A 20500-nucleotide genomic window follows, 5' to 3' on the forward strand; every position below is an offset into this window, starting at 1 on the left:
GCAGTAAGCCAGTGTCAGGCGCAACAGGTCGCTCGCCGACCTGACGCCGCGCGGGCGCAGGAACGCCTTCGTCTCGCGGGCACTTGCTGCGATCAACTCTTCGCCGCCCAGAAGCTCAATCGTCTCGGCCCAGCCGTCATCAACAAGCGATTCGTGTGTCATCGCAGCGTAGAATCACACCCGATTCCGCAAGGCAATACCTATCTTAGCGCCTATGCCGTGAACGGGGCGAAGGAAGAGGCGCTAAGGCCGCCGAAACCCAGTCGGCCCGCCATAGAGATACCCAATCCGATCAACCGCATCCTTCAGCCCTTCGCGCGAGACCAGCATGGTGTGGCCGTTGGCGTGGATCATGGTCTCGGCGTCGGCCATAACGGCGACATGCCCCTTCCAGAACACGAGGTCACCGCGTTTTAGCCCGGCATAATCGGATCCCGGATCGAGCGGCTCGCCCAGGCCTGCCGCCTGCATGTCGGAATCTCGAAGCACATTGCGGCCGGCCATGCGCATGGCCAGTTGCACGAGGCCAGAACAGTCGATGCCGAAGCCGGAGGTGCCGCCCCAGAGATAGGGCGTGCCGATAAACATCTCGGCGACCGAGACATAGTCGGCGGCGATATCGCTGACCGGGCGCACATGGCCGGCGATCAGCGCCTCGCCGGAAGGCAACAGCGCATAGTGCGTGCCGCGCGTTTCGGCAGCGCCCCTCACCGTCACCGTCGAGCCCATCGACAATTGCCCGCTGATCGGAAAGCGCAGATCCGGGCCTGGATAGAGAAAAGTGCGCGGCGCCGTGACGATGTGGGTTGGCGCATGCTCGGGTGCGCCCAGCATGGTGGCGCCGACGTAGCCGACATAGCCGTCACGTTCGGCCTGGACCCAGGCCCATCCCTCGGCTTCCTCGAAGACAAGCACATCGTCGCCGAACAGTACCTGCGTGTTGACGCCGGCATCCGGGCGCGGTGCCTTGCGCACGTCAGCCACGGAGGCCGTGATCCGAGCCCGACGGCCGGTGACGAAGCGATCGGCCGAAACCTCCCCTTTCAGCCTTGCATCGGCGAGGTCGGAACGGAAGGCGTGGAGGCGGGCATCCCTGGCAGTCAAATCGGTACTCGTTCTAATTCATGGATTGATCAGATGGGCAGTTCATGAGCCCTGGCAACGATACCATCCCCGAAGCGCTCGACAAAGAGCGCGCCTTCGACCGTGCGCCGGATCAGCACATTGCGCTTGTCGAGCTCGTCGCGATGGCGTGACACCAGTTTCAGCGCACCCATCGTGTCGAGGGCGCGGGTGATAACCGGCTTGGTAACATTGAGGCGGGCGGCTAGACCGCGCACCGTGTGCGGCGGCGGGTCGAGATAGATGGTGAACAGGATCGCCGTCTGGCGCATGGTGAGATCTGGCGCGCCGGCGCGCACCTGCGACAGCATCACCTGCTGCCACAGCCGCATCGCCTGGCTCGGACGCATCGAAATCGACATCGCCCGAGCATGACGGCAAATTGTTTCGGTTCCGTTTCAGTTTTGGTGGCCGTCTCAGGGCGTCAGGCATAGCGCCTCGAAATGACCCGCTCCAGTGCACGGATGCCTTGCGCCTCGCCGCCGGCGGGTCCGTAGGGGCGATCGGACGGGTTCCAGGCGAAGATGTCGAAGTGCGCCCAGCCCGTTGTCCGTTCGACAAAGCGCTTGAGGAAAAGCGCCGCGGTGACCGAACCGGCGAAGCCGTCGGTGGTGACGTTGTTGATGTCGGCGATCTTCGACGCCAGCCTGGCGTCATAGGGCCGCCACAACGGCATGCGCCACAACGGATCCTCGACGGCCATGGAGGCCGCAGCCAGTTCGGACGCCAGCGCTTCGTCGCCAGTGTAGAAAGGCGGCAGATCGGGCCCGAGCGCGACACGCGCTGCCCCGGTCAGCGTCGCCATGTCGATCAGCAGTTCCGGCTCCTCGTCATCGGCCAGCGCCAGCGCGTCGGCCAGCACCAACCGCCCTTCGGCGTCGGTGTTGCCGATCTCGACGGTAATGCCCTTGCGGCTGGTCAGTACATCTCCAGGCCGGAAAGCGTTGCCGGCAATCGAATTCTCGACCGCCGGGATCAGGACGCGCAGCCGCACCTTCAGCCCGGCAGCCATGATCATCGAGGCCAGGCCCAGCACATTGGCGGCGCCGCCCATATCCTTCTTCATCAAGAGCATGCCCGAGGACGGCTTGATGTCGAGGCCGCCAGTGTCGAAACAGACACCCTTGCCGACCAGCGTCACCTTCGGCGCGCCTTCCGGTCCCCAAACCATGTCGATCAGGCGCGGCGCTCCGACCGAGGCCCGGCCGACCGCATGGATCATCGGGAAATTCTGCTTCAGGAGATCATCGCCCTTGATCACCGATACCTCGGCCTCGTGAGTGGCCGCCAGGGTCCGCACGGCCTTCTCCAACTCGTCCGGTCCCATGTCGCTGGTCGGCGTGTTGACGAGGTCGCGCGCCAGGAAGACGCCGTCGGCGATGCGCCGGACACGTCCTGCATCTACGCCGAGCGGCAGCGCAAAACGCAGCGTCTTGCCTGATTTCTTTCCGTAGCGAGTGAAGACGTAACCGCCGAGCACCAAGCCTATGGCCGCGAGTTCCGGCTCGGCTGGAGCGGCGGCAAAATGCCAGTCGCCTTCCGGCAAGGCTCTCGCCAGCATGCCGACGGCCAGCGCGCCCTCGCCATCACCGACGCCGAACAAGGCGCCGGCAAGGGAACCGTTGTCGCCGGGGACGGCGAGCGTCCTACCGGCTTCGCCGGAAAAGCCGTTGGCGGCCGCCCATGCGGTCATGGAAGGCGAAAGCCCCAAGGCCTCCAGTCCATCGCTCGCGACCAGATGGACCGGCAGGGCAGTGTTTAGTGTCTCGATGAGTTCGACGGGCATTCGATGGTCTCCGGGAGGCTTGCAGGGTCGTCCTCAGTCAAGTGACAGGGACGTCGGATGATTTCAACATCTATGCACAGGGGCCGGCATGGGACTGCCAGGCCAAAGGCTTCCGGCGGGCCGTTCACCGATCCGACGGCTCACTTTTTAACTGTCCGTTAGGGTTAACAGAATATTTCTGCGGGGATGAAGATGGCCACGTGAATGGCCACGCGCAGGAATGGAGAGCCCCGTGCCGATGCCCACCAACCGCAGGATGAACGTCACGGGCAAACGGTTGGTCACCACGGCACTGCTGATGGCGCTGGCGGCCGGTGTTGCCGGGTGCGGAACCAGCAAGCTCACGACCGGCTCGATCGGGCGCACCAGCGGCAAACCGCTGGAGACCATGTCGGCCAGCGAGTTGCACGGGGCGACCGGGCGGCTGGGCGAATCCTACGCAAAGAACCCCAACGACAAGCGGCTGGCGACAAATTTTGCGGCGGCGCTCCAGATGGACGGCGATGCCGACCAGTCGCTTGCCGTGATGCGCAAGCTGGCGATCGCCTACCCCAAGGACCGCGACGTGCTTGCCGCCTACGGCAAGGCGCTGGCCGCCAACGGCCAGTTCGAGCCGGCGCTCGACGCCGTGCGCCGGGCGCAGACACCGGAATATCCGGACTGGCGGCTGATGTCGGCCGAGGCCGCCATTCTCGACCAGCTTGGCCAGAAGGATGAAGCGCGCCAGAACTACCGCAAGGCGCTGGACCTCAAGCCGAACGAACCCTCGATCCTTTCCAATCTCGGCATGTCCTATGTGCTGGAAGGCGATCTGCGCACCGCCGAGACCTATATGCGCTCGGCAGCCCAGCAACCGAATGCCGACAGCCGGGTGCGCCAGAACCTTGCGCTGGTCGTGGGACTGCAGGGCCGCTTCGACGAGGCCGAGAAGATCGCCTCGCAGGAGCTTTCGCCCGAACAGGCGCAAGCCAATGTAGCCTATCTTCGCCAGATGCTTGCCCAGCAGAACGCCTGGAGCCAACTCAAGGATCAGGACAAGGCAAAGCCGGCGACCAACTGAGCGCCGCATGGGCGCCGGCCCCGCACAGCGCAAAATCCGTCCCCATATCAAAGCTGAAAAAACAAGAGCCGCACTGCATGGCAATGCGGCACTTTGTATGGCCGCAACGAGGCCTACTGGCTTGAGGAACTGTGCTGGTCGCCGAAGATGCCGCGCTGGCTGACCTGGATGCCGGCCGGGCCCAGAATGATGGCGAACAAAACCGGCAGGAAGAACAGGATCATCGGCACGGTAAGCTTCGGCGGCAGGGCGGCGGCCTTCTTCTCGGCGGCATTCATGCGCATGTCGCGGCTTTCCGAGGCCAGCACGCGCAATGCGTGCGCCACGGGTGTGCCGTAGCGTTCCGCCTGGACCAGTGCCTGGGACACTGACTTGACCGATTCCAGGCCGGTACGAGCCGAGAGGTTTTCATAAGCCTGCTTGCGCTCCTGCAGATAAGAGAGTTCGGCGTTGGTCAGCACGAATTCCTCCGCCAGCGCCACCGACTGTGAACCGATCTCCTCGGAGACCTTGCGCAAGGCAGCCTCGACCGACATGCCCGACTCGACGCAGATCAGCATCAGGTCGAGCGCATCCGGCCACGCCGCCTGGATCGACTGCTTGCGCTTGGCGGCACGATTGTTGACGTAAAGGATCGGCGCGTAGAAACCCGCGTAGGCGACAAGGATGCAGACGAACAGTTTCACGAAGGCCGGCCGGTCCGGCAGTCCGCCGAGCACGAACAGATAGATCGCTGCCAGCGCGAAACCGACAAAAGGCAGGATCAGGCGGAAGAACAGGAAGCGCGTCAGCGGGTTCTGGCCACGAAAGCCCGCCACCTTGAGCTTCTGCAACGTGCCTTCATCGGCCAACGCACGCCGCAGGTCCAGCCTGTCGACGATGTTGCGCATGCCGATCGACTGCTCTTCGCGCAGCCCCTTGCGGCGACGATCGGCTTCATTGGCAAGCCGCGCGCGCTGCTTGGCGCGCAATTCGTCACGCTCCAGCGCCACCGATCTCATGCGCGTCTTGAGCTGATTGCCACCAAGGGCCGGCAGCACCGTGAAGACGGTCGCGAACACCGCAATGCCAACCAGCAACGCTATCAGGAAGGCAGGATCGGTCAGCGATTTTACGACTTGGTCGGTCATTCGTTTTCAGTCTTTTCGTTTCGAGCTTTCCAAGGTCGGCCTAAACTTCAAAGTTCATCATCTTGCGCATCACCAGAATGCCGATCGACATCCAGACGCCGGAACAGCCGAGGATCAGATTGCCGGTGCTGGTGGTGAACAGCGGCATGATGTAGTTCGGGCTCGACAGATAGACGAGAAGGGCGACGACAAAAGGCAGCGCGCCGATGATGACGGCCGACGCCTTGGCTTCCATGGAAAGCGCCTGGACCTTGGCCTTCATCTTCTTGCGATCGCGAAGCACGCGCGACAGGTTGCCAAGCGCCTCGGAGAGATTACCGCCGGCCTGTGACTGGATCTGGATAACGATGCCGAAGAAGCTTGCCTCGCTGCACGGCATGGTTTCAGCCATGCGCAAGGTGGCATCGGGGATGGACATGCCAATCTGCTGTGAATCGACGATCCGGCGAAACTCGGTCTTGACCGGCTCCGGCGATTCACTGGCGATCAGGCGAATGGCGTCGTTGAGCGGCAGGCCGGATTTGACGGCGCGCACGATGATGTCGAGGGCGTTGGGAAATTCGTTGAGGAACGCCTTGACCCGGCGCGCGCGGCGAAACGAGACGAACCAGCGCGGCAGGCCGAGCGCCCCCGCCAGCAGCGCGCCCGGCAGGACCAGAAGCGGCGCGCCGGCGAGATAGGCAAGCACCGTCAGCGCGATGCCGCAAATGACGGAGTAGATATAGAAACGCTCGATCGAGACCTGCATGCCGGCCTGACGAATCTGGGCCTTTAACGGCGGCTTCTTGACGGCGAGTTCGTTGGTTTTCTGCTTTTCGTCGAGCTGTTTCAGCGTGTCCTGGACAGATTTACGCCGCTTGACCGCCTCCGCGACACGGTCGCGCGAAGCCTTGACGACCGAACGATCGGTCTCGGCGGCCTTGATCGTCTCGAGCCGCTTGCCGGCCTGCTTCTCGTTGCTCATCTTGGTGAACAGGAAGGCATAGGCGACCGCACCGGCGCTGAAGCCGGCGAGCACGATGAACGCCAGTACGGTGGTGTCAATTCCGAACATCGACCTCGGTCCCCAGCGCATATCGCCGTTTCAAGGAAACGGCGATATGCGCTATCGCTTTGTTTTGACGCAATTCCCAAGGGAAAGCGCTACGCGCTTTTCCCGGGAAAACCGCTTCACACTTTTTCTGGAATTGCTTCCAACCCCGATATGCGTCAGTCAGCGCGTTTCTCCATCGATTCCAGCGCATTGGCGAGGCGCTGTTCCTCGCCATAGTAGCGGGCGCGATCCCAGAAATGCGGACGGCCGATGCCGGTCGACACGTGCTCGCCAAGCAGCCTTCCATTCGAGTCCTCGCCCTTGATGTTGTAGAGCACGATATCCTGCGTGATGATGACGTCGCCTTCCATGCCGATCACCTCGGTGATGTGGGTGATGCGGCGCGAGCCGTCGCGAAGGCGTGCTGCCTGGATGATGACATCGATGGAGCCGACGACGATTTCACGCACGGTCTTCTGCGGCAGCGAATAGCCGCCCATGGCGATCATCGATTCGATACGGTTCAGGCATTCGCGCGGGCTGTTGGAGTGGATCGTTCCCATCGACCCATCATGGCCGGTGTTCATCGCCTGCAGCAGGTCGAAAACCTCCGGTCCGCGCACTTCGCCGACGATGATGCGTTCGGGCCGCATGCGGAGGCAGTTCTTGACCAGGTCGCGCATTGTCACCTCGCCTTCGCCCTCGAGATTGGGCGGGCGGGTTTCGAGACGCACCACGTGCGGCTGCTGCAGTTGCAGTTCGGCCGAGTCTTCGCAGGTGATGACGCGTTCCTCGCGGTCGATATAGTTGGTCAGGCAGTTGAGCAGCGTCGTCTTGCCGGAGCCGGTACCGCCGGAGATGACGATGTTGCAGCGGACGCGGCCGATGATCTTGAGGATCTCGGCGCCCTGCGGCGAGATGGCGCCGAACTTGACCAGCTGATCGAGCGTCAGCTTGTCCTTCTTGAACTTGCGGATGGTGAGCGCGGTGCCGTCGATGGAGAGCGGCGGGGCGATGACGTTGACGCGGGAGCCGTCGGGTAGGCGGGCGTCGCAGATCGGACTCGATTCGTCGACGCGGCGGCCAACCTGGCTGACGATGCGCTGGCAGATGTTGAGCAGTTGCTGATTGTCGCGGAAGCGGATGCCGGTCTGTTCGACCTTGCCATTGACTTCGATGTAGACGTTCTTGGAGCCGTTGACCATGATGTCGGCGATATCGTCGCGGGCGAGCAGCGGCTCCAGCGGGCCGTAGCCCAGCACATCGTTGCAGATGTCCTCGAGCAACTCTTCCTGCTCGGCGATCGACATTGCGAAATTTTTGATGGCGATGATGTCGTTGACGATGTCGCGGATTTCCTCGCGCGCGCTCTCGGGATCGAGCTTGGCGAGTTGCGACAGGTCAATGGTGTCGATGAGCGCGGAGAAGACCTGGCTCTTGGTGTCGTAGTAGGTTTCACTTTTTTCGCGCTGGATCTTTTTTGGCGGCTCCGGCGCCATCGATGGCGCCTCAACGGCACGGCGAGTTGGCGGGGTTCCCGGCGCTCCAGGCGGCGCTGCCGCGGGCCGGGCAAGTACCGCCATGTCCGCAGGCGTTGCAGTGGCCGGCGCCGCTGGCGCCGGTGCTGGCTGACGGAACTCCGGGGTGAACCGGCCGCCGTCGTCGGAGCCTCTTTTACCAAACATGATCGACTACCAATTCCGTCCAGAACATGATGCCGAAGCGGTTTTCGAACGACATCATGCTCTACTTCTTGATTTGGAGGGGAGCGTCATTTCTTGTTACGCGAGAGCTTGCCGAGCAGGCCGCCAAGGCCTGCCTTCTTCCTGGCCTTGATTTCGCTGCGACCGGTCAGGACATGCGCGATTTCGTTGATCATGCCGACGACCGGGCTCCTGGCATCCATCTCGCCCAGCATGCGGCCGTTGTTGGCGGCATTTCCAAACAACAACGGGTCGAAGGCGATGACCGACATCGGCGTGAGGCTGAGCGGCTCGGCGAAGTCGGAAGCGGAAATCTCGGGCCGTTTCGGCACGCCGGCCTGGTTGATGATCAGCTTCGGCGGCGGATCGTTCGGACGAAGCCTCGTCAGCATATCGACCAGGTTCTTGGTGTTGCGCAGATTGGCCAGTTCCGGCGTCGCCGTGATGACGATCTCGTCGGCCTTGATCAGTGTGTTCTTGGTCCAGCCCGTCCAGATATGGGGGACGTCGAGCACCAGCAGCGGCACGCTGCGCTGGGCGGTATCGATGAGTTGCGTGAAGGCATCGGGATCGAAATCATAGACACGTTCCAGTGTGGAGGGCGCGGCGAGCAGCGACAGATGTTCGGCGCACTGGGCAAGCAGACGGTCGAGATAGACCTCGTCAACGCGTTCGGGCGAAAATACGGCTTCGGCGATGCCTTGCGCAGGGTCCTGGTCGAAATTTATGTTGGCCGTCCCGAAAGCCAGGTCGAGATCGGCGACGACCACTTCCGACTTGAACAGCGATGACATCGCCCACGCTACATTGTGGGCGATGGTCGAGGAGCCGACGCCGCCCTTGGCGCCGATGAAGGCGATCGAGCGGCCGATCGGCTCGGCTTCCGGATCGACGAAGATCGATGACACCACGGAGACGATATCGGCCATCGACACCGGTGCGATGACATATTCGGAAATACCGAAGCGAATGAGTTCGCGGTAGAGACCGACATCGTTGTAGTGGCCGATCACCACGACTTTGGAGGAGGGATCGCAATATTCTGAAAGCTGGGCAAGCTGCTCCAGCAATTGCTTCGGTTCGCTGCGCGATTCCAGCAGGATGAGGTTCGGCGTCGGCGCCGATTGATAGAATTCGATCGCCGTGGCGATGCCGCCCATATGCACTTTCAGATGCGCCTTGGCCATGCGGCGATCCTCGCCGGCCCGCTCCACCGGATGCGCGACACCTTCCGTCTCGCAAAATGCCTGGATAGAAATACGCGGCACCGGCCGCAGCGCCTGCATCGCTGCAACATCCGATTGGGAGCTGTCGCCGCCGTCTCCGGGCGTGTCGTAGGCAAGATTGCTCATCGTCATGCTCTTTTCCGTGACTTCTCGTTCCGGTCTCTACGCGGGACCGGCGCTCCTAATACGTCACTTCCGAACTGCCGAGGAACTCGTCCGAAATACCTCTGCCGCGATAGACGTCGATCACCGCGCCGCGGTTCTCGGCGTCGATATCGGACGACTTTCTTGGCCCGAGCAGATCGGCCGGATTGGCGAGTTGCGCAGCGAGGTTGTTTTGAGAGGAGCAGCCGTAATCGGCGTAGTGCTTGTTTTCGGAGGTTGCGAGGATGTCTTCGGGCCAGCGCCCGCATTTGTCGGTCTGGGCTCTCACCGAAATATAGGAAACGCGGATAGGCGCCGAGGCTTCCGGGGAAACCGACTGGTAGGAGGTCACCACGATCCGGTTTCGCTTGATGCCGCCGGCAACCGCCAGCCTGGCGAAATCGCGCGCCGCGGCAGTCGCCGCCACCTCATTGGCCGAGCCGATCGGGATTGCGATCGTCAGCGCCGGGGCAGCGCTCCTGTCGTAGCCGTCAAGGAAGCCCAGAAGCGTGTCGCGCTGCGAGCCGGTCATGCCGCGATCGCCGGCGCCGACCGGGAGGTCCAGCTTCTGGTTCTTCTCGGCAATCACGATCGGATGCGTGGTGCGATAATCATCGGGAATCGCCCCAACCGTGATGCTGTCGCGCTTGGCGCAACCGGCGAGCGAGGCGGCGATCGCGATCGCCAGGATCGGCATTGCCGATCGGCTGATCCGGGCACGGCCGGACCGCACTGTCGCGGCGACCGCCATTGCCTTCGATGTTGACTGAGACATGTCCGCTCCCCGCTTACTTGTAGATGAAGCCGACAACGCCGTGGTAGCGGCCGTTGGGCTTGTCTGTCTGCATGGTGCCGTAGACGCGGTTGACGCGGCCAAGGAACATGGCCGGGCCATCGCCAGCGGCGTTGAAATTGTCATCCGGCTTGGCCAGGTCGTTGCGCGCCACCGGCCGCGCCAGATAAGGCGTGATGATGATGACCAACTCGCTTTCGTTGCGGACGAAATCGCGGCTGCGGAAGAGCGTGCCGAGCACCGGGATCTTGGTCAGTCCGGGCAAGCCGTTTACCGCCTGCCTGACGTCGTCGCGGACGAGGCCGGCTATCATCATCGATCCACCCGAAGGCAGTTCCACGGTCGTGTCGGCCAAACGTTTGCGCAGCGATATGACGTTGGTGTCTCCGAAAGAGACCGCGCCTTCGGTGGTCGGTTCGGAAACCGACGTCCTGACCTTCAGGCTGATGCGACCGGGCGACAGCACCACAGGCTGAAATTCCAGGCCGATGCCGTATTCGATTTTCTGAGCCGTCCAAACCCTGTCGGCATTCTGATTGGCATCCGACTTGGCATTTGTAACGGCGCTGACCATATTGTACTCGCCGCCGACTTTGAAGGTCGCCTTCTCACCGGAGACGGCCGTCAAAGTAGGCTCGGCCAGCGTTTTCATGACGCCGGACTGCTCCATCGCAGTGATGTAGCCCTGCAGAGCAGAGGTGGCAAAATTGACCCCCGAACTCGACAACGGCTTGCCTAGGCCGGGGAAGGTGTCACTGGTCGCATTGAAGCTGATGCCGTTGGAGCTGCCTTTGCCAACCATGTTGACGCCGAGCTGCTTCATCACCGAGCGGCTGACTTCGGCCACGGTCACCTTCAGCGTCACCTGGTCGTCGCCGATGATCTGCAGCAGGTTGACGATCTTCGAGACCCGGCGTTCGGCATCCGGATTGTTGATGTCGACGCCGCCATTGGCATTGCCGCCTGCCGCGGTCTGCGAATACTGACCGGTCGTCGCTTCACCGCCGGACACGAAGATGGTTGCCAGATCGACGGCGCGCTTGGCATCGAGCGGCGTGTCCACCGTCCCGGTCAGGACGACGTTGTCGTTCAGCAACTCGACCTTGATCTCGGCATTCGGAAGGAAGCGCTTGAGATAATCTTCCAATCCGGCGACGTCGCGTTCGACGGCCAGATCCAGGCTGGCGATCTGCTCGCCATTGGGACCGAAGACGAAGATGTTGGTTTCGCCCACCGACTTGCCGAACAGATAGATCCGCCTTGCGGTGCGGGTCACCGCATCGGCGACCGCGGGGTTGGCGACCAGGATGTCGTAGGCGTCGCTCGGCAGATCGATGACCACCGATTTGTTGAGGCCAAGCTTGACACGTTGCGTGGCCGACGAGGCCATGACCCCGACGCTCTTTCCGGCGGCCTTGGCGTCGACAAGGCCACTTGCATGGGCTCCGAGAAAAAGCAGACCGATGGCCGCAGCCGTGGTGACCGGCAGTCTAGCGACTAACCTCATTTCCTTGCCCCTACTTCGGAAACTTCGCCCGATTTGATCAACCGCACCGTTCCGCGCCGCCCATTGCCGGAAACGAGGTAGTCGGCTTCATCGGTACCCTTTTCCTTGTTGTCGGTGATCGAGCGCAGCGCCAGCGTCAGGCGATCGGCCATCTGCTGGGCGACGGTGATGATCTCGGCCTGCTGCGGCGTCAGCTCCAGCGTCGCCGTCTGTCCGACCCTGGTCTTCTTGCCTTCCTCGTCCTCCTGGATGGTCTGATCGATCGCCAGGACGCGGATGTTCTTGAGGATGGTCTCGGTGGTGAATCCGCTACCGGCGTTGCCGGTGTCGGATCTGCGGGTCATGATGACGTCGACAAAATCGTTAGGCAGGATAAAGCCGCCTGCCGACGTGTCGGCCGAGATCGCGGTGGCGACGGCACGCATGCCGGTGGGCAGGATCGAAGACATGAAGCTCTGCCCCTCGCCGATCAGCTTGGAGCGCCGCAACGGCTCACCGGTGTACATCGCCATGCGGGCGACGGAGCCCTTCAGCTTCTCCCGCGCTTCGGGTTCGGCGGCACGGGTGATGAAATTCGCATTGATGCCATCGGACGGCCAGGACTCCCAGCTGAGATTGTTCTCAAGCGGGCTTCCCATCGGCACGTCGCCGGAAAGCACGAGCACATCCTGCAAGGCGATGGCCGGCGCCTGCGGGGCATCGACGACGACCTGCTGGGGCGGGACCGCCACCATATTCTTGGCAACATAACCTGCACCACCCGCCGCGGCCACCGCCACGCCCAGAATGATCAGTCGGGATGCTGGCATCTGTCCGAACCCTCGCCTTTAGGCAACCACCTAGCCAGGCCGGACTTTGCAGCGGCAATCGTCAAAACAAGGTTAATACAATGCTTACGATCGTGATTAATTCAAGGTTTACATAATTACACGACCATGCTCCGACAAAATGAAAAAGGCGGCCAAGCCGCCTCTTTTCAGGATCGATGCCGAAAGGGCAGAGGAGGTTCGCTACATCAGGTCGCCAACCTTGCCAATGCCCATTCCATCAAGGGCGAATCGGGATAGGTCAGCAGCCCGCCAATGCCGAGTGCGATGCCATAGGGAACGCCATTCATCTCGTCGGCGAAATGGCGCAGGACCGGATTGTGACTGGTGTAGGTCGCCAGCGGCGATTTCCGATAGAAGAGAATGGCGAGCGTCAGCATGCCACCGATGAACGTCGAAGCGACGAGGTAATTGACAAGGTGAATGTTGAGCCCCATCCAGATGGACGTGGCTGCCAAAAGCTTGGCATCGCCTCCGCCCATGCCGCCGAGCGCAAACAGACCGAAAGTCACGGCCAGCACCAGGCCGCCGGCGGCGAAATGCCAGCCGTAAGTTGCCCAGTCCATACCCGTCAGTGGCGCAACCACGGCAAAGACGGCCACAAGCAGCACCGGCACCCGATTGGAGATTGTCATCGACAGCGCGTCGGAGATCGCCGCAAAAAGCATGCAAAACGGAAAGACAACGAAGATCAGCGCGTTGAGCATCGGTCTCTCATGGTTGGAAAGGCAACGATGGCTGCAGGTTAGGCGGCTTGGGTTAAGGATTGGTGAGTTCTGCTGATGCGGGGCAAATCCCGGGAAATGTCAGGGCGCCAAGCGGCGCAGCAAAGACCAAAGCCAAACGATCTTCAAAGACAAAAGGGCCGCCAGCGAGGCGGCCCTTCCAGTCTACCAGTCGAAACAGGATGCTAGACTATTACTTACAAGCAGCGTTCGTCGGATCCTTCACGCAATCCGCGATGTCCTTGAACTTGTTGTTCAGGGCATTGCCGAGCTGACCAGCGCCAACCATGATGGCAAGCGCGATGAGAGCTGCGATCAGACCGTATTCGATAGCGGTCGCGCCGGATTCGTCCTTCGCGAAACGTGCGATGAGATTAGACATTCGAGAGCTCCTACTCCACGTGTTACAGCACTTCCGTCAACTTCTGTGGTGGTTGATCGGATGCTGCCAATCTACGGAGAAGCTCTTTCAATCGGCTTAATAAACAGCCTTACCGATTCCTTTCCCGCTTCGAACAGCTTGCGTGGTTAACCGTAAACTAAACGCTGGACAGTAGCTCGCCTGCCCGTGAAGAGCTGTAATTTCACGGCTATCGGCAGGATGCATTGTTACATTAGCTGGCAGCAGGATTGGTGCGAATACCCCGGCGCAGGTCAAGGGTTTAACCGTTGGTTCACCAATCTCCTTCATGTTTCTTTGAACAAGTTTTGCCGCTGTGGAGCGCCTTGATGACTGCCATGAAATCGTCATTCCTGCTTGTCGCGCTTCTCGCCGTCCCGGCTTTTGTGCTGCCGGCCAAGGCCGGAGCCGGCATCGAAGTGACGATGAATCAGGCCAAGATCGTCAAACTGACACGCCCCGCCGACACCATAGTCGTCGGCAATCCGGCGATTGCCGACGCCTCCGTCCAGGATGCATCGACGATCGTACTGACTGGCAAGGGGTTCGGCGTCACCAATCTGGTTGTCCTCGACCACGATGGCAGCCCGATCGTCGACGAGCAGGTGACCGTGGTGCGCCAGGACGCGTCGTCCGTGCGTATCTACAGGCGCGCCTCGGTACAGACCATGTCCTGCACGCCCTATTGCGAAAGCTCGTACAAGAGCGACTCGGAAAAGTCGTCCGAAGCCGAGATGAGCGCTGGGCAGTAAGCGCCTCAGTTGGCTCGATTGTCTCGGGAAAGCCGCGTCGGTTAGCGGCCGGTTAATGTCGCCTGGTCGAATTTAACGGTCATTCAAACCGGAGCTAAATGGGTTCTTGATAGTGGTGCTGACGGTACCGCATCAGGATCGCAGGAACGGGATATGGGCGACGTTTTGGACGAGGATTCAGAACGCGAGATCTGCAAGGCCAAGGCAGGGCGCGTGACGTTTGCCCCTCATTTCCTTCGTGATCGGCGCGGCAGCACGGCGATAGAATTCGCGATGCTTGCGCTACCGTTTGCGGCTCTCGTCTTCGCCATCCTCGAGAGCTGCGTTTCATTTGCCGGACAGGAGGTGATGGCCAACATCACCGATGATATCGCCCGTCAGTTGCGTACTGGCCAGTTGAGGCAAGCGGATGTGACGGAAGAGAAGCTGAAGGGCTTGGTCTGCGCCAGACTCGAGATCATTGTCGCGAAGGGTTGCCCCGGTTTGCTGGTGGATCTGCGCCCGTTCAAGACCTTTGCCGGGGCAGCCAGTGCGGGTTTCACGATTTCCGGCTCGACCATCACGCTGACGGGCAAGGATCCGGATACAGGCAAGGACCCGGCTTTCGGGACCCCTACAATAGGTCCGGCAGAATCAAAGAACATGCTGCGGGTCTTTTACCCTTGGCCGGTCATGACCGATTTCATGGCTCAATACATGTCGAATATGGATGGCGGCAAGACTCTGCATTACGCGACGACAACGTGGCAAAACGAGCCATTCGACAACTGAAATTGCACGTGTAAGCAAAAGGAAAAGTGCATGTTTCGTGCGGGGGCACATCCGGGGATGTCGGTTAGCTGGAAGAGAGCGGAGCGGTTTTTTTCCGATCGGCGCGGCATAGCGGCCGTCGAGTTTGCCCTCATCGTGCCTGTCTTGCTGATCATGTATTTCATTACGATGGAGGCCTCGCAAGCCATCGAGGCCAGCAAGAAGGTCAGCCGCATCAGCTCCATGGTTGCCGACCTCGTCACGCAGCAAACGTCGGTGGTCAACGCAGATCTCACCGACATCATGAAGATCGGCAACTCCAGCCTTCAGCCTTACAACCGCTCGGTCGCCAATATCTCCATTACGGCAATCGACATCAGAACCGACCCGAACAATCCGATACCGCAAGCAAAGGTGGCGTGGTCCTGGAGCGTGCTGGATGGGAAGACTGGCCGCGACTCCAACCCGACAACTTCCACCACCGTTCCGGCGACGCTCAATGTTGCGGGGACTTTCCTCATTCGTGTCAAAACCACTCTAGCATACCAACCGATCATCTCCTGGTCGGAAGGCTCCGAAAAGCCGCTCGGATTTATCTCGGCCTTCAACGAAGGCAAGATAACGATGAGCGAAACCTACTATCTCAGGCCGCGCCGGACCACGTCGATCCCCTGCAGCGATTGCTGAAGCAGCTCTGGCCCATCCGACCCCGGCTTTATTGCGCGCCGCTGTCGGTGCTGCCCGACACCAGGCGCACGATGGAATCGGCCATCGCATAGTCACTCGCAGCGGCGAGCGTGAACCCTCCCGAATGTTTCGATTCCACGAAATCGTAGACTTCCGGCGACTGCGATCTGAGATTGGTGAGGAAGACGGTCAGTCGGCGTTTGGCTTCGGGGTCGAGATCGCTGCGGACGGCGTGAGGGCCGTATCTGAGCACGCCGGAGGTCCAGATGATCTGGAGCGCGGCTTCTGGAATGCCCGCCGCCTCCAGTCGCGCCGCCGTGCCGTCCGGATCAGCCGGCTGATCGCCAGCAATCGCCGTCCGGTTTTCCGCCGTGGCCCGCTCCCAGCCGAACAAGGCATCGGCCTGGCCATCGACCAGCATCGCTTCTGCGGCGGCAGCCGAGCCGGCATGAGCGAGGAATGGCGCATCCTGGCTGATCTTGATGCCGTCGGCCGCCAGCCCGGCGAGCGGTAGAAGCGAACCGCCGACATTGTCGGAAGGCGCCATGGCGATGCGGTGCGTTTCCAGGGCCGCGAGATCGGAAAGCCTGCCGTCGCGCGTCAAAAGCACGGAGCGGATGCCCGTGGCACCGTCGGCATCGACCGGCGCCACAAGAGGTTCGACGCAGCCGCAGCGCTCCGAGGCGGTGGCGTAGGCGGTCGCCGAATAGACCGCGTACTGAATCCGGCCATTGGCCTGTGCCTCTATCAGCGCCGCATAGTCATGCGCGACGACGAATTCCACCTTCATGCCGAGCGCCCTGCCGTAGGCGTCAGTCAGCATGGCCAGACCCGGAACCGTGTTGCCGGCGCCCGGCTCGGCAACGATGCCGATCCGAAACGTGCCGATCTGGTCGCGCCAGTCGGCGTGCGCGGCGAGCTGCGAGGCCAGCAGCGCTACAGTGGTCGCCAGTGCACTCCAACCCAGGTCAGCCCGTCTCATCGATCCATGCCCCGCACGCCGTTCCTTGAAGCGCATCGCATGTCTCAAGGATGCGTACAGCGCGCCTGCCCGACTTCGCGACCATCGCGTCAGGCCGTTGCCGCCTGGTTTACGATTTGCCAATGCCGCGACGGGACCTTATGTCTGGTCAACCAGACTGGCAATGACGGCACCGATGGCACGCGCTTTCCTCTTCGTTCTCGATTCTTTCGGCATTGGCGGCGCCGCCGATGCCGAACCCTATGGCGACGCCGGCTCGAACACATTCGGACATATCGCGCTGGCCTGCGCGGAAGCCCGCGCCGATCGCGAGGGCCTGCGCGAGGGACCGCTGAAGGTGCCCACCATGGTTTCGCTCGGTCTCGGCCGCGCAGCAGAAACCGCAACCGGCTTCCAATTCGACAGCAAAGCCGCTGTTTCAGCCTCCGCTTTCCACGGCGCCGCGCAGGAGATTTCGAGCGGCAAGGATACGCCGTCGGGTCACTGGGAAATCGCCGGGCTGCCCGTGCGGTTCGACTGGGGCTATTTCCCCGATAAGGTGCCCACCTTCCCTGCCGAACTGACCGAAGCGATGATCCGCGAGGGTAAGGTGCCGGGCATTCTCGGCAACTGCCATGCGCCCGGCACGGAGATCATCGAGCGCTTCGGCGAGGAGCATATCCGCACTGGCCAGCCGATCTGCTACACCTCGGTCGATTCCGTCCTGCAGATAGCAGCGCACGAAGTTCATTTCGGCCTGGAGCGGCTCTACGAGTTCTGCAAGACGGTACGCCGGCTGGTCGATCCGCTGAAGATCGGACGGGTGATCGCACGGCCTTTCCTGGGCGAAACATCGGCCACCTTCGAGCGCACCTACAACCGCCATGACTACGCCGTGCCGCCGCCTGAGCCGACGCTGCTCGACCGCTTGACCGGGCGCGGCAGCCGGGTGATCGCGGTCGGCAAGATCGGCGACATCTTCGCCCATCGCGGTATCTCGGAAGTACGCAAGGCGCCCGGCAACATGGCAATGTTCGACAAGGCGCTGGGTGCGATGGACGATGCCGGCGACGGCGACCTGGTGTTCGCCAATTTCGTCGACTTCGACACCGATTTCGGCCATCGCCGCGACGTCGCCGGCTATGCTGCAGCGCTCGAAGCCTTCGACCGCCGGCTGCCCGAGGCACTGGCAAAGCTGAAGCCGGGCGATCTGCTCATCCTCACCGCCGACCATGGCAACGATCCGACATGGCGAGGCACCGACCACACGCGCGAACGCGTCCCGGTCATCGGCACCGCACCGGGTCTCACGGGCGGCGACATCGGGCTCAGGACCACCTTCGCCGATATCGGCGAGACGGTCGCCGAACACCTCAAGCTGGCGCGCGGCCGCCACGGCGCTTCCTTCCATGCGGCGATAGGCGGCCATGCCTGAACTGCCCGAGGTCGAAACCGTCCGGCGCGGCCTGCAGCCGGTTCTGGAAAGCGCGCGGATCGTACGCGTCGAGGCGCGCCGGCCCGATCTCAGATTTCCGTTTCCGGCGAAATTTGCGCAGCGGCTGACCGGCAAGACGGTCATCGCGCTTGGCCGCCGCGCCAAATATCTCACCATACACCTGGACGATGGCCCGGTGATGATCTGCCATCTCGGCATGTCGGGCTCGTTCCGCATCGAGACCGCCGATGAGAAAGAGACGCCCGGCACGTTCCATCAAGAGCGCTCGAGGAATGCCAAGCACGACCATGTGGTGTTCCATGTCGTGTCGCCTGTCGGCGTCCAGTCTCGCGTGGTCTTCAACGACCCGCGTCGGTTCGGCTTCATGCTGTTTGCGGAAGGCCTGGCCGAGGCGCATCCGATGCTCGCGGGACTGGGCGTCGAGCCGACCGGCAATGCGCTGGAAGGCGCCCTGCTCGCCTCTCTGCTGAAGGGCCGCAGATCGCCGTTGAAGGCGGCGCTGCTCGACCAGAAGCTGATTGCCGGGCTCGGCAATATCTATGTGTCGGAAGCGCTGTGGCGCGCCGGCCTTTCGCCATTGCGCGAGGCAGGCACCATCGCCGGGACCAGCAAGAAGGCCAAGGAACAGAGCGAACGACTGGCCGAGGCAATCCGTTCGGTGATCGCCGATGCGATCGCCGCCGGCGGGTCTTCGCTGCGCGACTATGTGCACACAGACGGGTCGCTGGGCTATTTCCAGCATTCCTTCGCGGTCTACGATCGCGAAGGCGAGCCCTGTCCGACGCCCGGCTGTCGCGGCCACATCGAGCGCATCGTGCAAAGCGGCCGCTCGACCTTTTATTGCCGGACCTGCCAGCGGTAAGCTAGACGGTCCTTCAGTGCCGCAACCAGGAGGCCAGCCCATGAGCTATGAAACCATCATCGTCGAGACGCGCGGCAAGGTCGGCCTGATCACGTTGAACCGGCCTAAGGCGCTCAACGCGCTGAACGCGCAGGTGCTGGCGGATTTGCTGACGGCGGCAAAGGGGTTCGACGCCGATCCCGGCATCGGCGCCATGGTCATCACCGGTTCCGAGAAGGCTTTTGCGGCGGGCGCCGACATCAAGGAAATGCAGGCCGTCACCTACGCGGAGGCCTATGTGCAGGATTTCTTCGTCGGCTGGGAAGAGTTTACCCGTGCGCGCAAGCCGATGATCGCCGCTGTCGCGGGCTATGCGCTGGGCGGCGGCTGCGAACTGGCGATGATGTGCGATTTCATCATTGCCGCCGACACGGCCAAGTTCGGCCAACCCGAAATCACGCTTGGCGTCATTCCCGGCATGGGCGGCTCGCAACGGCTGACCCGCTTTGTCGGCAAGTCGAAGGCCATGGACATGTGCCTGACCGGTCGGATGATGGATGCCGCCGAAGCCGAGCGCAGCGGCCTGGCCTCGCGCGTCGTGCCGGCCGGCGAGTTGATCGAGGAGGCGATGAAGGCCGCGGCCAGGATATCAGAGTTTTCACTGCCATCGGTGATGATGGCCAAGGAGGCAGTCAACCGCGCCTACGAGACGACGCTGGCGGAGGGACTGCGCTTCGAACGCCGGCTGTTCCACTCGCTGTTTGCGCTCGACGACCAGAAGGAAGGGATGGCAGCCTTTGCCGAGAAGCGGAAGCCGAATTTCACCAATCGCTAGAGTGGCGGCGGCGAGGACCAAAAAGAAGCCAAAGCGGCGTTGACGCGCCGGAAAAGCTGAACTATAAGCCGCTCCAACCGAGGCGGCCGTTGGCTGCCCGTTTGTTTTTTGCGCCCTGCGGCATCCCGCATGCGCCCACCAGATCAGAAGAGAGGCATCATGGCCAATACCTCCTCGGCCAAAAAGGCAACGCGCAAGATCGCCCGCCGCGCAGCGATCAACAAGAACCGCCGCTCGCGCGTGCGTACATATGTCCGCCAGGTCGAAGAGGCACTGGCTGCCGGCGACAAGGCAGCCGCGCTGGAAGCCTTCAAGACCGCAGAGCCGGAATTGATGCGCGCCGCGACCAAGGGCGTGATCCATAAGAATACGGCATCGCGCAAGGTGTCGCGTCTGGCTCACCGCCTCAAGGTGCTGTCGGCCTGATTGACCGTTCCTGAACTGTCGTTCTTTCAAACCCGGCCAATCGTGCCGGGTTTTTTCGTTTGCCGGCAAGCACTTAAAAAGAACGGCCGCAAAGCACGCCCGAGCCGCATTCCAGAGTCTGGAATGCTTTGCCGGCACATACACTCCCACTGATATTCCAATCCGCCGAAACGGCCCACGCCAATAAATTTGGCTGTCACAAATTGCTGATATTTTTCAACGACTTGCTGGAAGTGATCCACAGCTTGTTCACATCGCCTGTGGGCGATAGGCAGCAAGTTGGTGTCAAGCGAATTATTTCAGAAAATTTCAAACCGCACAGCCATTTTCATATTC

At 61.9% G+C, this 20500-nt stretch carries 22 protein-coding genes; 8 read left to right on the forward strand and 14 right to left on the reverse strand.

Annotated elements, in window-relative coordinates; all coding sequences use genetic code 11:
• Positions 1 to 243: 243 nt before the first annotated feature.
• The 3 genes from NKJ64_RS00005 to NKJ64_RS00015 all read right to left on the reverse strand — a co-directional run bounded on the left by NKJ64_RS00005 (position 244) and on the right by NKJ64_RS00015 (position 2908).
• Positions 244 to 1104, reverse strand: coding sequence for a C40 family peptidase (locus NKJ64_RS00005; protein WP_023688713.1), 861 nt, complete (start codon positions 1102 to 1104; stop codon positions 244 to 246).
• A gap of 29 nt (positions 1105 to 1133) precedes the next feature.
• Entirely contained in the window at positions 1134 to 1484 is a 351-nt protein-coding gene (locus NKJ64_RS00010) for a MarR family winged helix-turn-helix transcriptional regulator (RefSeq protein ID WP_023669596.1), read from the reverse strand.
• Between the two features lie 62 nt (positions 1485 to 1546).
• A complete protein-coding gene (locus NKJ64_RS00015) occupies positions 1547 to 2908 on the reverse strand; it encodes a leucyl aminopeptidase family protein (protein WP_023834318.1) in 1362 nt (453 codons plus the stop codon).
• A 238-nt stretch (positions 2909 to 3146) separates the two neighbouring features.
• Here NKJ64_RS00015 and NKJ64_RS00020 point away from each other — a divergent pair, with 238 nt between their 5' ends.
• Positions 3147 to 3968 carry a tetratricopeptide repeat protein gene (locus NKJ64_RS00020; protein WP_023669594.1) on the forward strand — a complete coding sequence of 274 codons (822 nt, stop codon included), beginning with the start codon at positions 3147 to 3149 and terminating at the stop codon, positions 3966 to 3968.
• 113 nt (positions 3969 to 4081) lie between these two features.
• On the opposite strand, the gene NKJ64_RS00025 is transcribed toward NKJ64_RS00020, so the two are convergent.
• The 9 genes from NKJ64_RS00025 to NKJ64_RS00065 all read right to left on the reverse strand — a co-directional run bounded on the left by NKJ64_RS00025 (position 4082) and on the right by NKJ64_RS00065 (position 13438).
• On the reverse strand, positions 4082 to 5098 hold the full coding sequence (locus NKJ64_RS00025) for a type II secretion system F family protein (protein WP_023692560.1): 1017 nt from the start codon (positions 5096 to 5098) through the stop codon (positions 4082 to 4084).
• A 40-nt stretch (positions 5099 to 5138) separates the two neighbouring features.
• A complete protein-coding gene (locus NKJ64_RS00030) occupies positions 5139 to 6152 on the reverse strand; it encodes a type II secretion system F family protein (protein WP_023669592.1) in 1014 nt (337 codons plus the stop codon).
• A 155-nt stretch (positions 6153 to 6307) separates the two neighbouring features.
• Positions 6308 to 7816, reverse strand: a complete 1509-nt coding sequence (locus NKJ64_RS00035; protein ID WP_023688717.1) for a TadA family conjugal transfer-associated ATPase — start codon at positions 7814 to 7816, stop codon at positions 6308 to 6310.
• 86 nt (positions 7817 to 7902) lie between these two features.
• Positions 7903 to 9186: a CpaE/TadZ family protein gene (locus NKJ64_RS00040; protein WP_023692561.1), complete on the reverse strand. Its 1284-nt coding sequence runs from the start codon at positions 9184 to 9186 to the stop codon at positions 7903 to 7905.
• A 55-nt stretch (positions 9187 to 9241) separates the two neighbouring features.
• Positions 9242 to 9979, reverse strand: a complete 738-nt coding sequence (locus NKJ64_RS00045) for a CpaD family pilus assembly protein (RefSeq protein WP_352461724.1) — start codon at positions 9977 to 9979, stop codon at positions 9242 to 9244.
• Positions 9980 to 9992: 13 nt separating this feature from the next.
• On the reverse strand, positions 9993 to 11504 hold the full coding sequence (locus NKJ64_RS00050) for a type II and III secretion system protein family protein (RefSeq protein ID WP_023823744.1): 1512 nt from the start codon (positions 11502 to 11504) through the stop codon (positions 9993 to 9995).
• A complete protein-coding gene (cpaB, locus tag NKJ64_RS00055) occupies positions 11501 to 12313 on the reverse strand; it encodes a Flp pilus assembly protein CpaB (RefSeq protein WP_023688721.1) in 813 nt (270 codons plus the stop codon). Before cpaB ends, NKJ64_RS00050 begins: the two co-directional genes overlap by 4 nt.
• A 206-nt stretch (positions 12314 to 12519) precedes the next feature.
• A complete protein-coding gene (locus tag NKJ64_RS00060) occupies positions 12520 to 13038 on the reverse strand; it encodes an A24 family peptidase (RefSeq protein ID WP_023823746.1) in 519 nt (172 codons plus the stop codon).
• 211 nt (positions 13039 to 13249) lie between these two features.
• Positions 13250 to 13438 carry a Flp family type IVb pilin gene (locus NKJ64_RS00065; RefSeq protein ID WP_023699479.1) on the reverse strand — a complete coding sequence of 63 codons (189 nt, stop codon included), beginning with the start codon at positions 13436 to 13438 and terminating at the stop codon, positions 13250 to 13252.
• 347 nt (positions 13439 to 13785) lie between these two features.
• Between NKJ64_RS00065 and NKJ64_RS00070 the strand changes: the two genes are divergently transcribed.
• The 3 genes from NKJ64_RS00070 to NKJ64_RS00080 all read left to right on the forward strand — a co-directional run bounded on the left by NKJ64_RS00070 (position 13786) and on the right by NKJ64_RS00080 (position 15645).
• Positions 13786 to 14208 carry a pilus assembly protein N-terminal domain-containing protein gene (locus NKJ64_RS00070; RefSeq protein WP_023681988.1) on the forward strand — a complete coding sequence of 141 codons (423 nt, stop codon included), beginning with the start codon at positions 13786 to 13788 and terminating at the stop codon, positions 14206 to 14208.
• Positions 14209 to 14361: 153 nt separating this feature from the next.
• On the forward strand, positions 14362 to 14979 hold the full coding sequence (locus NKJ64_RS00075; protein WP_050587454.1) for a TadE/TadG family type IV pilus assembly protein: 618 nt from the start codon (positions 14362 to 14364) through the stop codon (positions 14977 to 14979).
• A gap of 30 nt (positions 14980 to 15009) precedes the next feature.
• Positions 15010 to 15645: a TadE/TadG family type IV pilus assembly protein gene (locus NKJ64_RS00080; protein WP_023688725.1), complete on the forward strand. Its 636-nt coding sequence runs from the start codon at positions 15010 to 15012 to the stop codon at positions 15643 to 15645.
• A gap of 28 nt (positions 15646 to 15673) precedes the next feature.
• On the opposite strand, the gene NKJ64_RS00085 is transcribed toward NKJ64_RS00080, so the two are convergent.
• A complete protein-coding gene (locus NKJ64_RS00085) occupies positions 15674 to 16627 on the reverse strand; it encodes a phosphate/phosphite/phosphonate ABC transporter substrate-binding protein (RefSeq protein WP_023669581.1) in 954 nt (317 codons plus the stop codon).
• 175 nt (positions 16628 to 16802) lie between these two features.
• Here NKJ64_RS00085 and NKJ64_RS00090 point away from each other — a divergent pair, with 175 nt between their 5' ends.
• The 4 genes from NKJ64_RS00090 (at position 16803) to rpsT (ending at position 20164) form a co-directional block, all read left to right on the forward strand.
• Positions 16803 to 18041 (forward strand): phosphopentomutase, encoded by a 1239-nt coding sequence (locus NKJ64_RS00090; RefSeq protein WP_023681992.1) that lies wholly within the window; start codon positions 16803 to 16805, stop codon positions 18039 to 18041.
• Positions 18034 to 18924: a bifunctional DNA-formamidopyrimidine glycosylase/DNA-(apurinic or apyrimidinic site) lyase gene (gene mutM / locus NKJ64_RS00095; protein WP_023681993.1), complete on the forward strand. Its 891-nt coding sequence runs from the start codon at positions 18034 to 18036 to the stop codon at positions 18922 to 18924. Before NKJ64_RS00090 ends, mutM begins: the two co-directional genes overlap by 8 nt.
• Before the next feature lie 40 nt (positions 18925 to 18964).
• Positions 18965 to 19738 (forward strand): enoyl-CoA hydratase, encoded by a 774-nt coding sequence (locus NKJ64_RS00100; RefSeq protein ID WP_023681994.1) that lies wholly within the window; start codon positions 18965 to 18967, stop codon positions 19736 to 19738.
• A 159-nt stretch (positions 19739 to 19897) separates the two neighbouring features.
• Positions 19898 to 20164 carry a 30S ribosomal protein S20 gene (rpsT, locus tag NKJ64_RS00105; RefSeq protein ID WP_023681995.1) on the forward strand — a complete coding sequence of 89 codons (267 nt, stop codon included), beginning with the start codon at positions 19898 to 19900 and terminating at the stop codon, positions 20162 to 20164.
• 26 nt (positions 20165 to 20190) lie between these two features.
• Here rpsT and NKJ64_RS00110 read toward each other — a convergent pair whose 3' ends face one another.
• A complete protein-coding gene (locus NKJ64_RS00110) occupies positions 20191 to 20442 on the reverse strand; it encodes a hypothetical protein (RefSeq protein ID WP_155929715.1) in 252 nt (83 codons plus the stop codon).
• Positions 20443 to 20500: the final 58 nt, after the last annotated feature.

This window comes from Mesorhizobium sp. M0062 (assembly GCF_040323125.1).
Classification (GTDB): domain Bacteria; phylum Pseudomonadota; class Alphaproteobacteria; order Rhizobiales; family Rhizobiaceae; genus Mesorhizobium.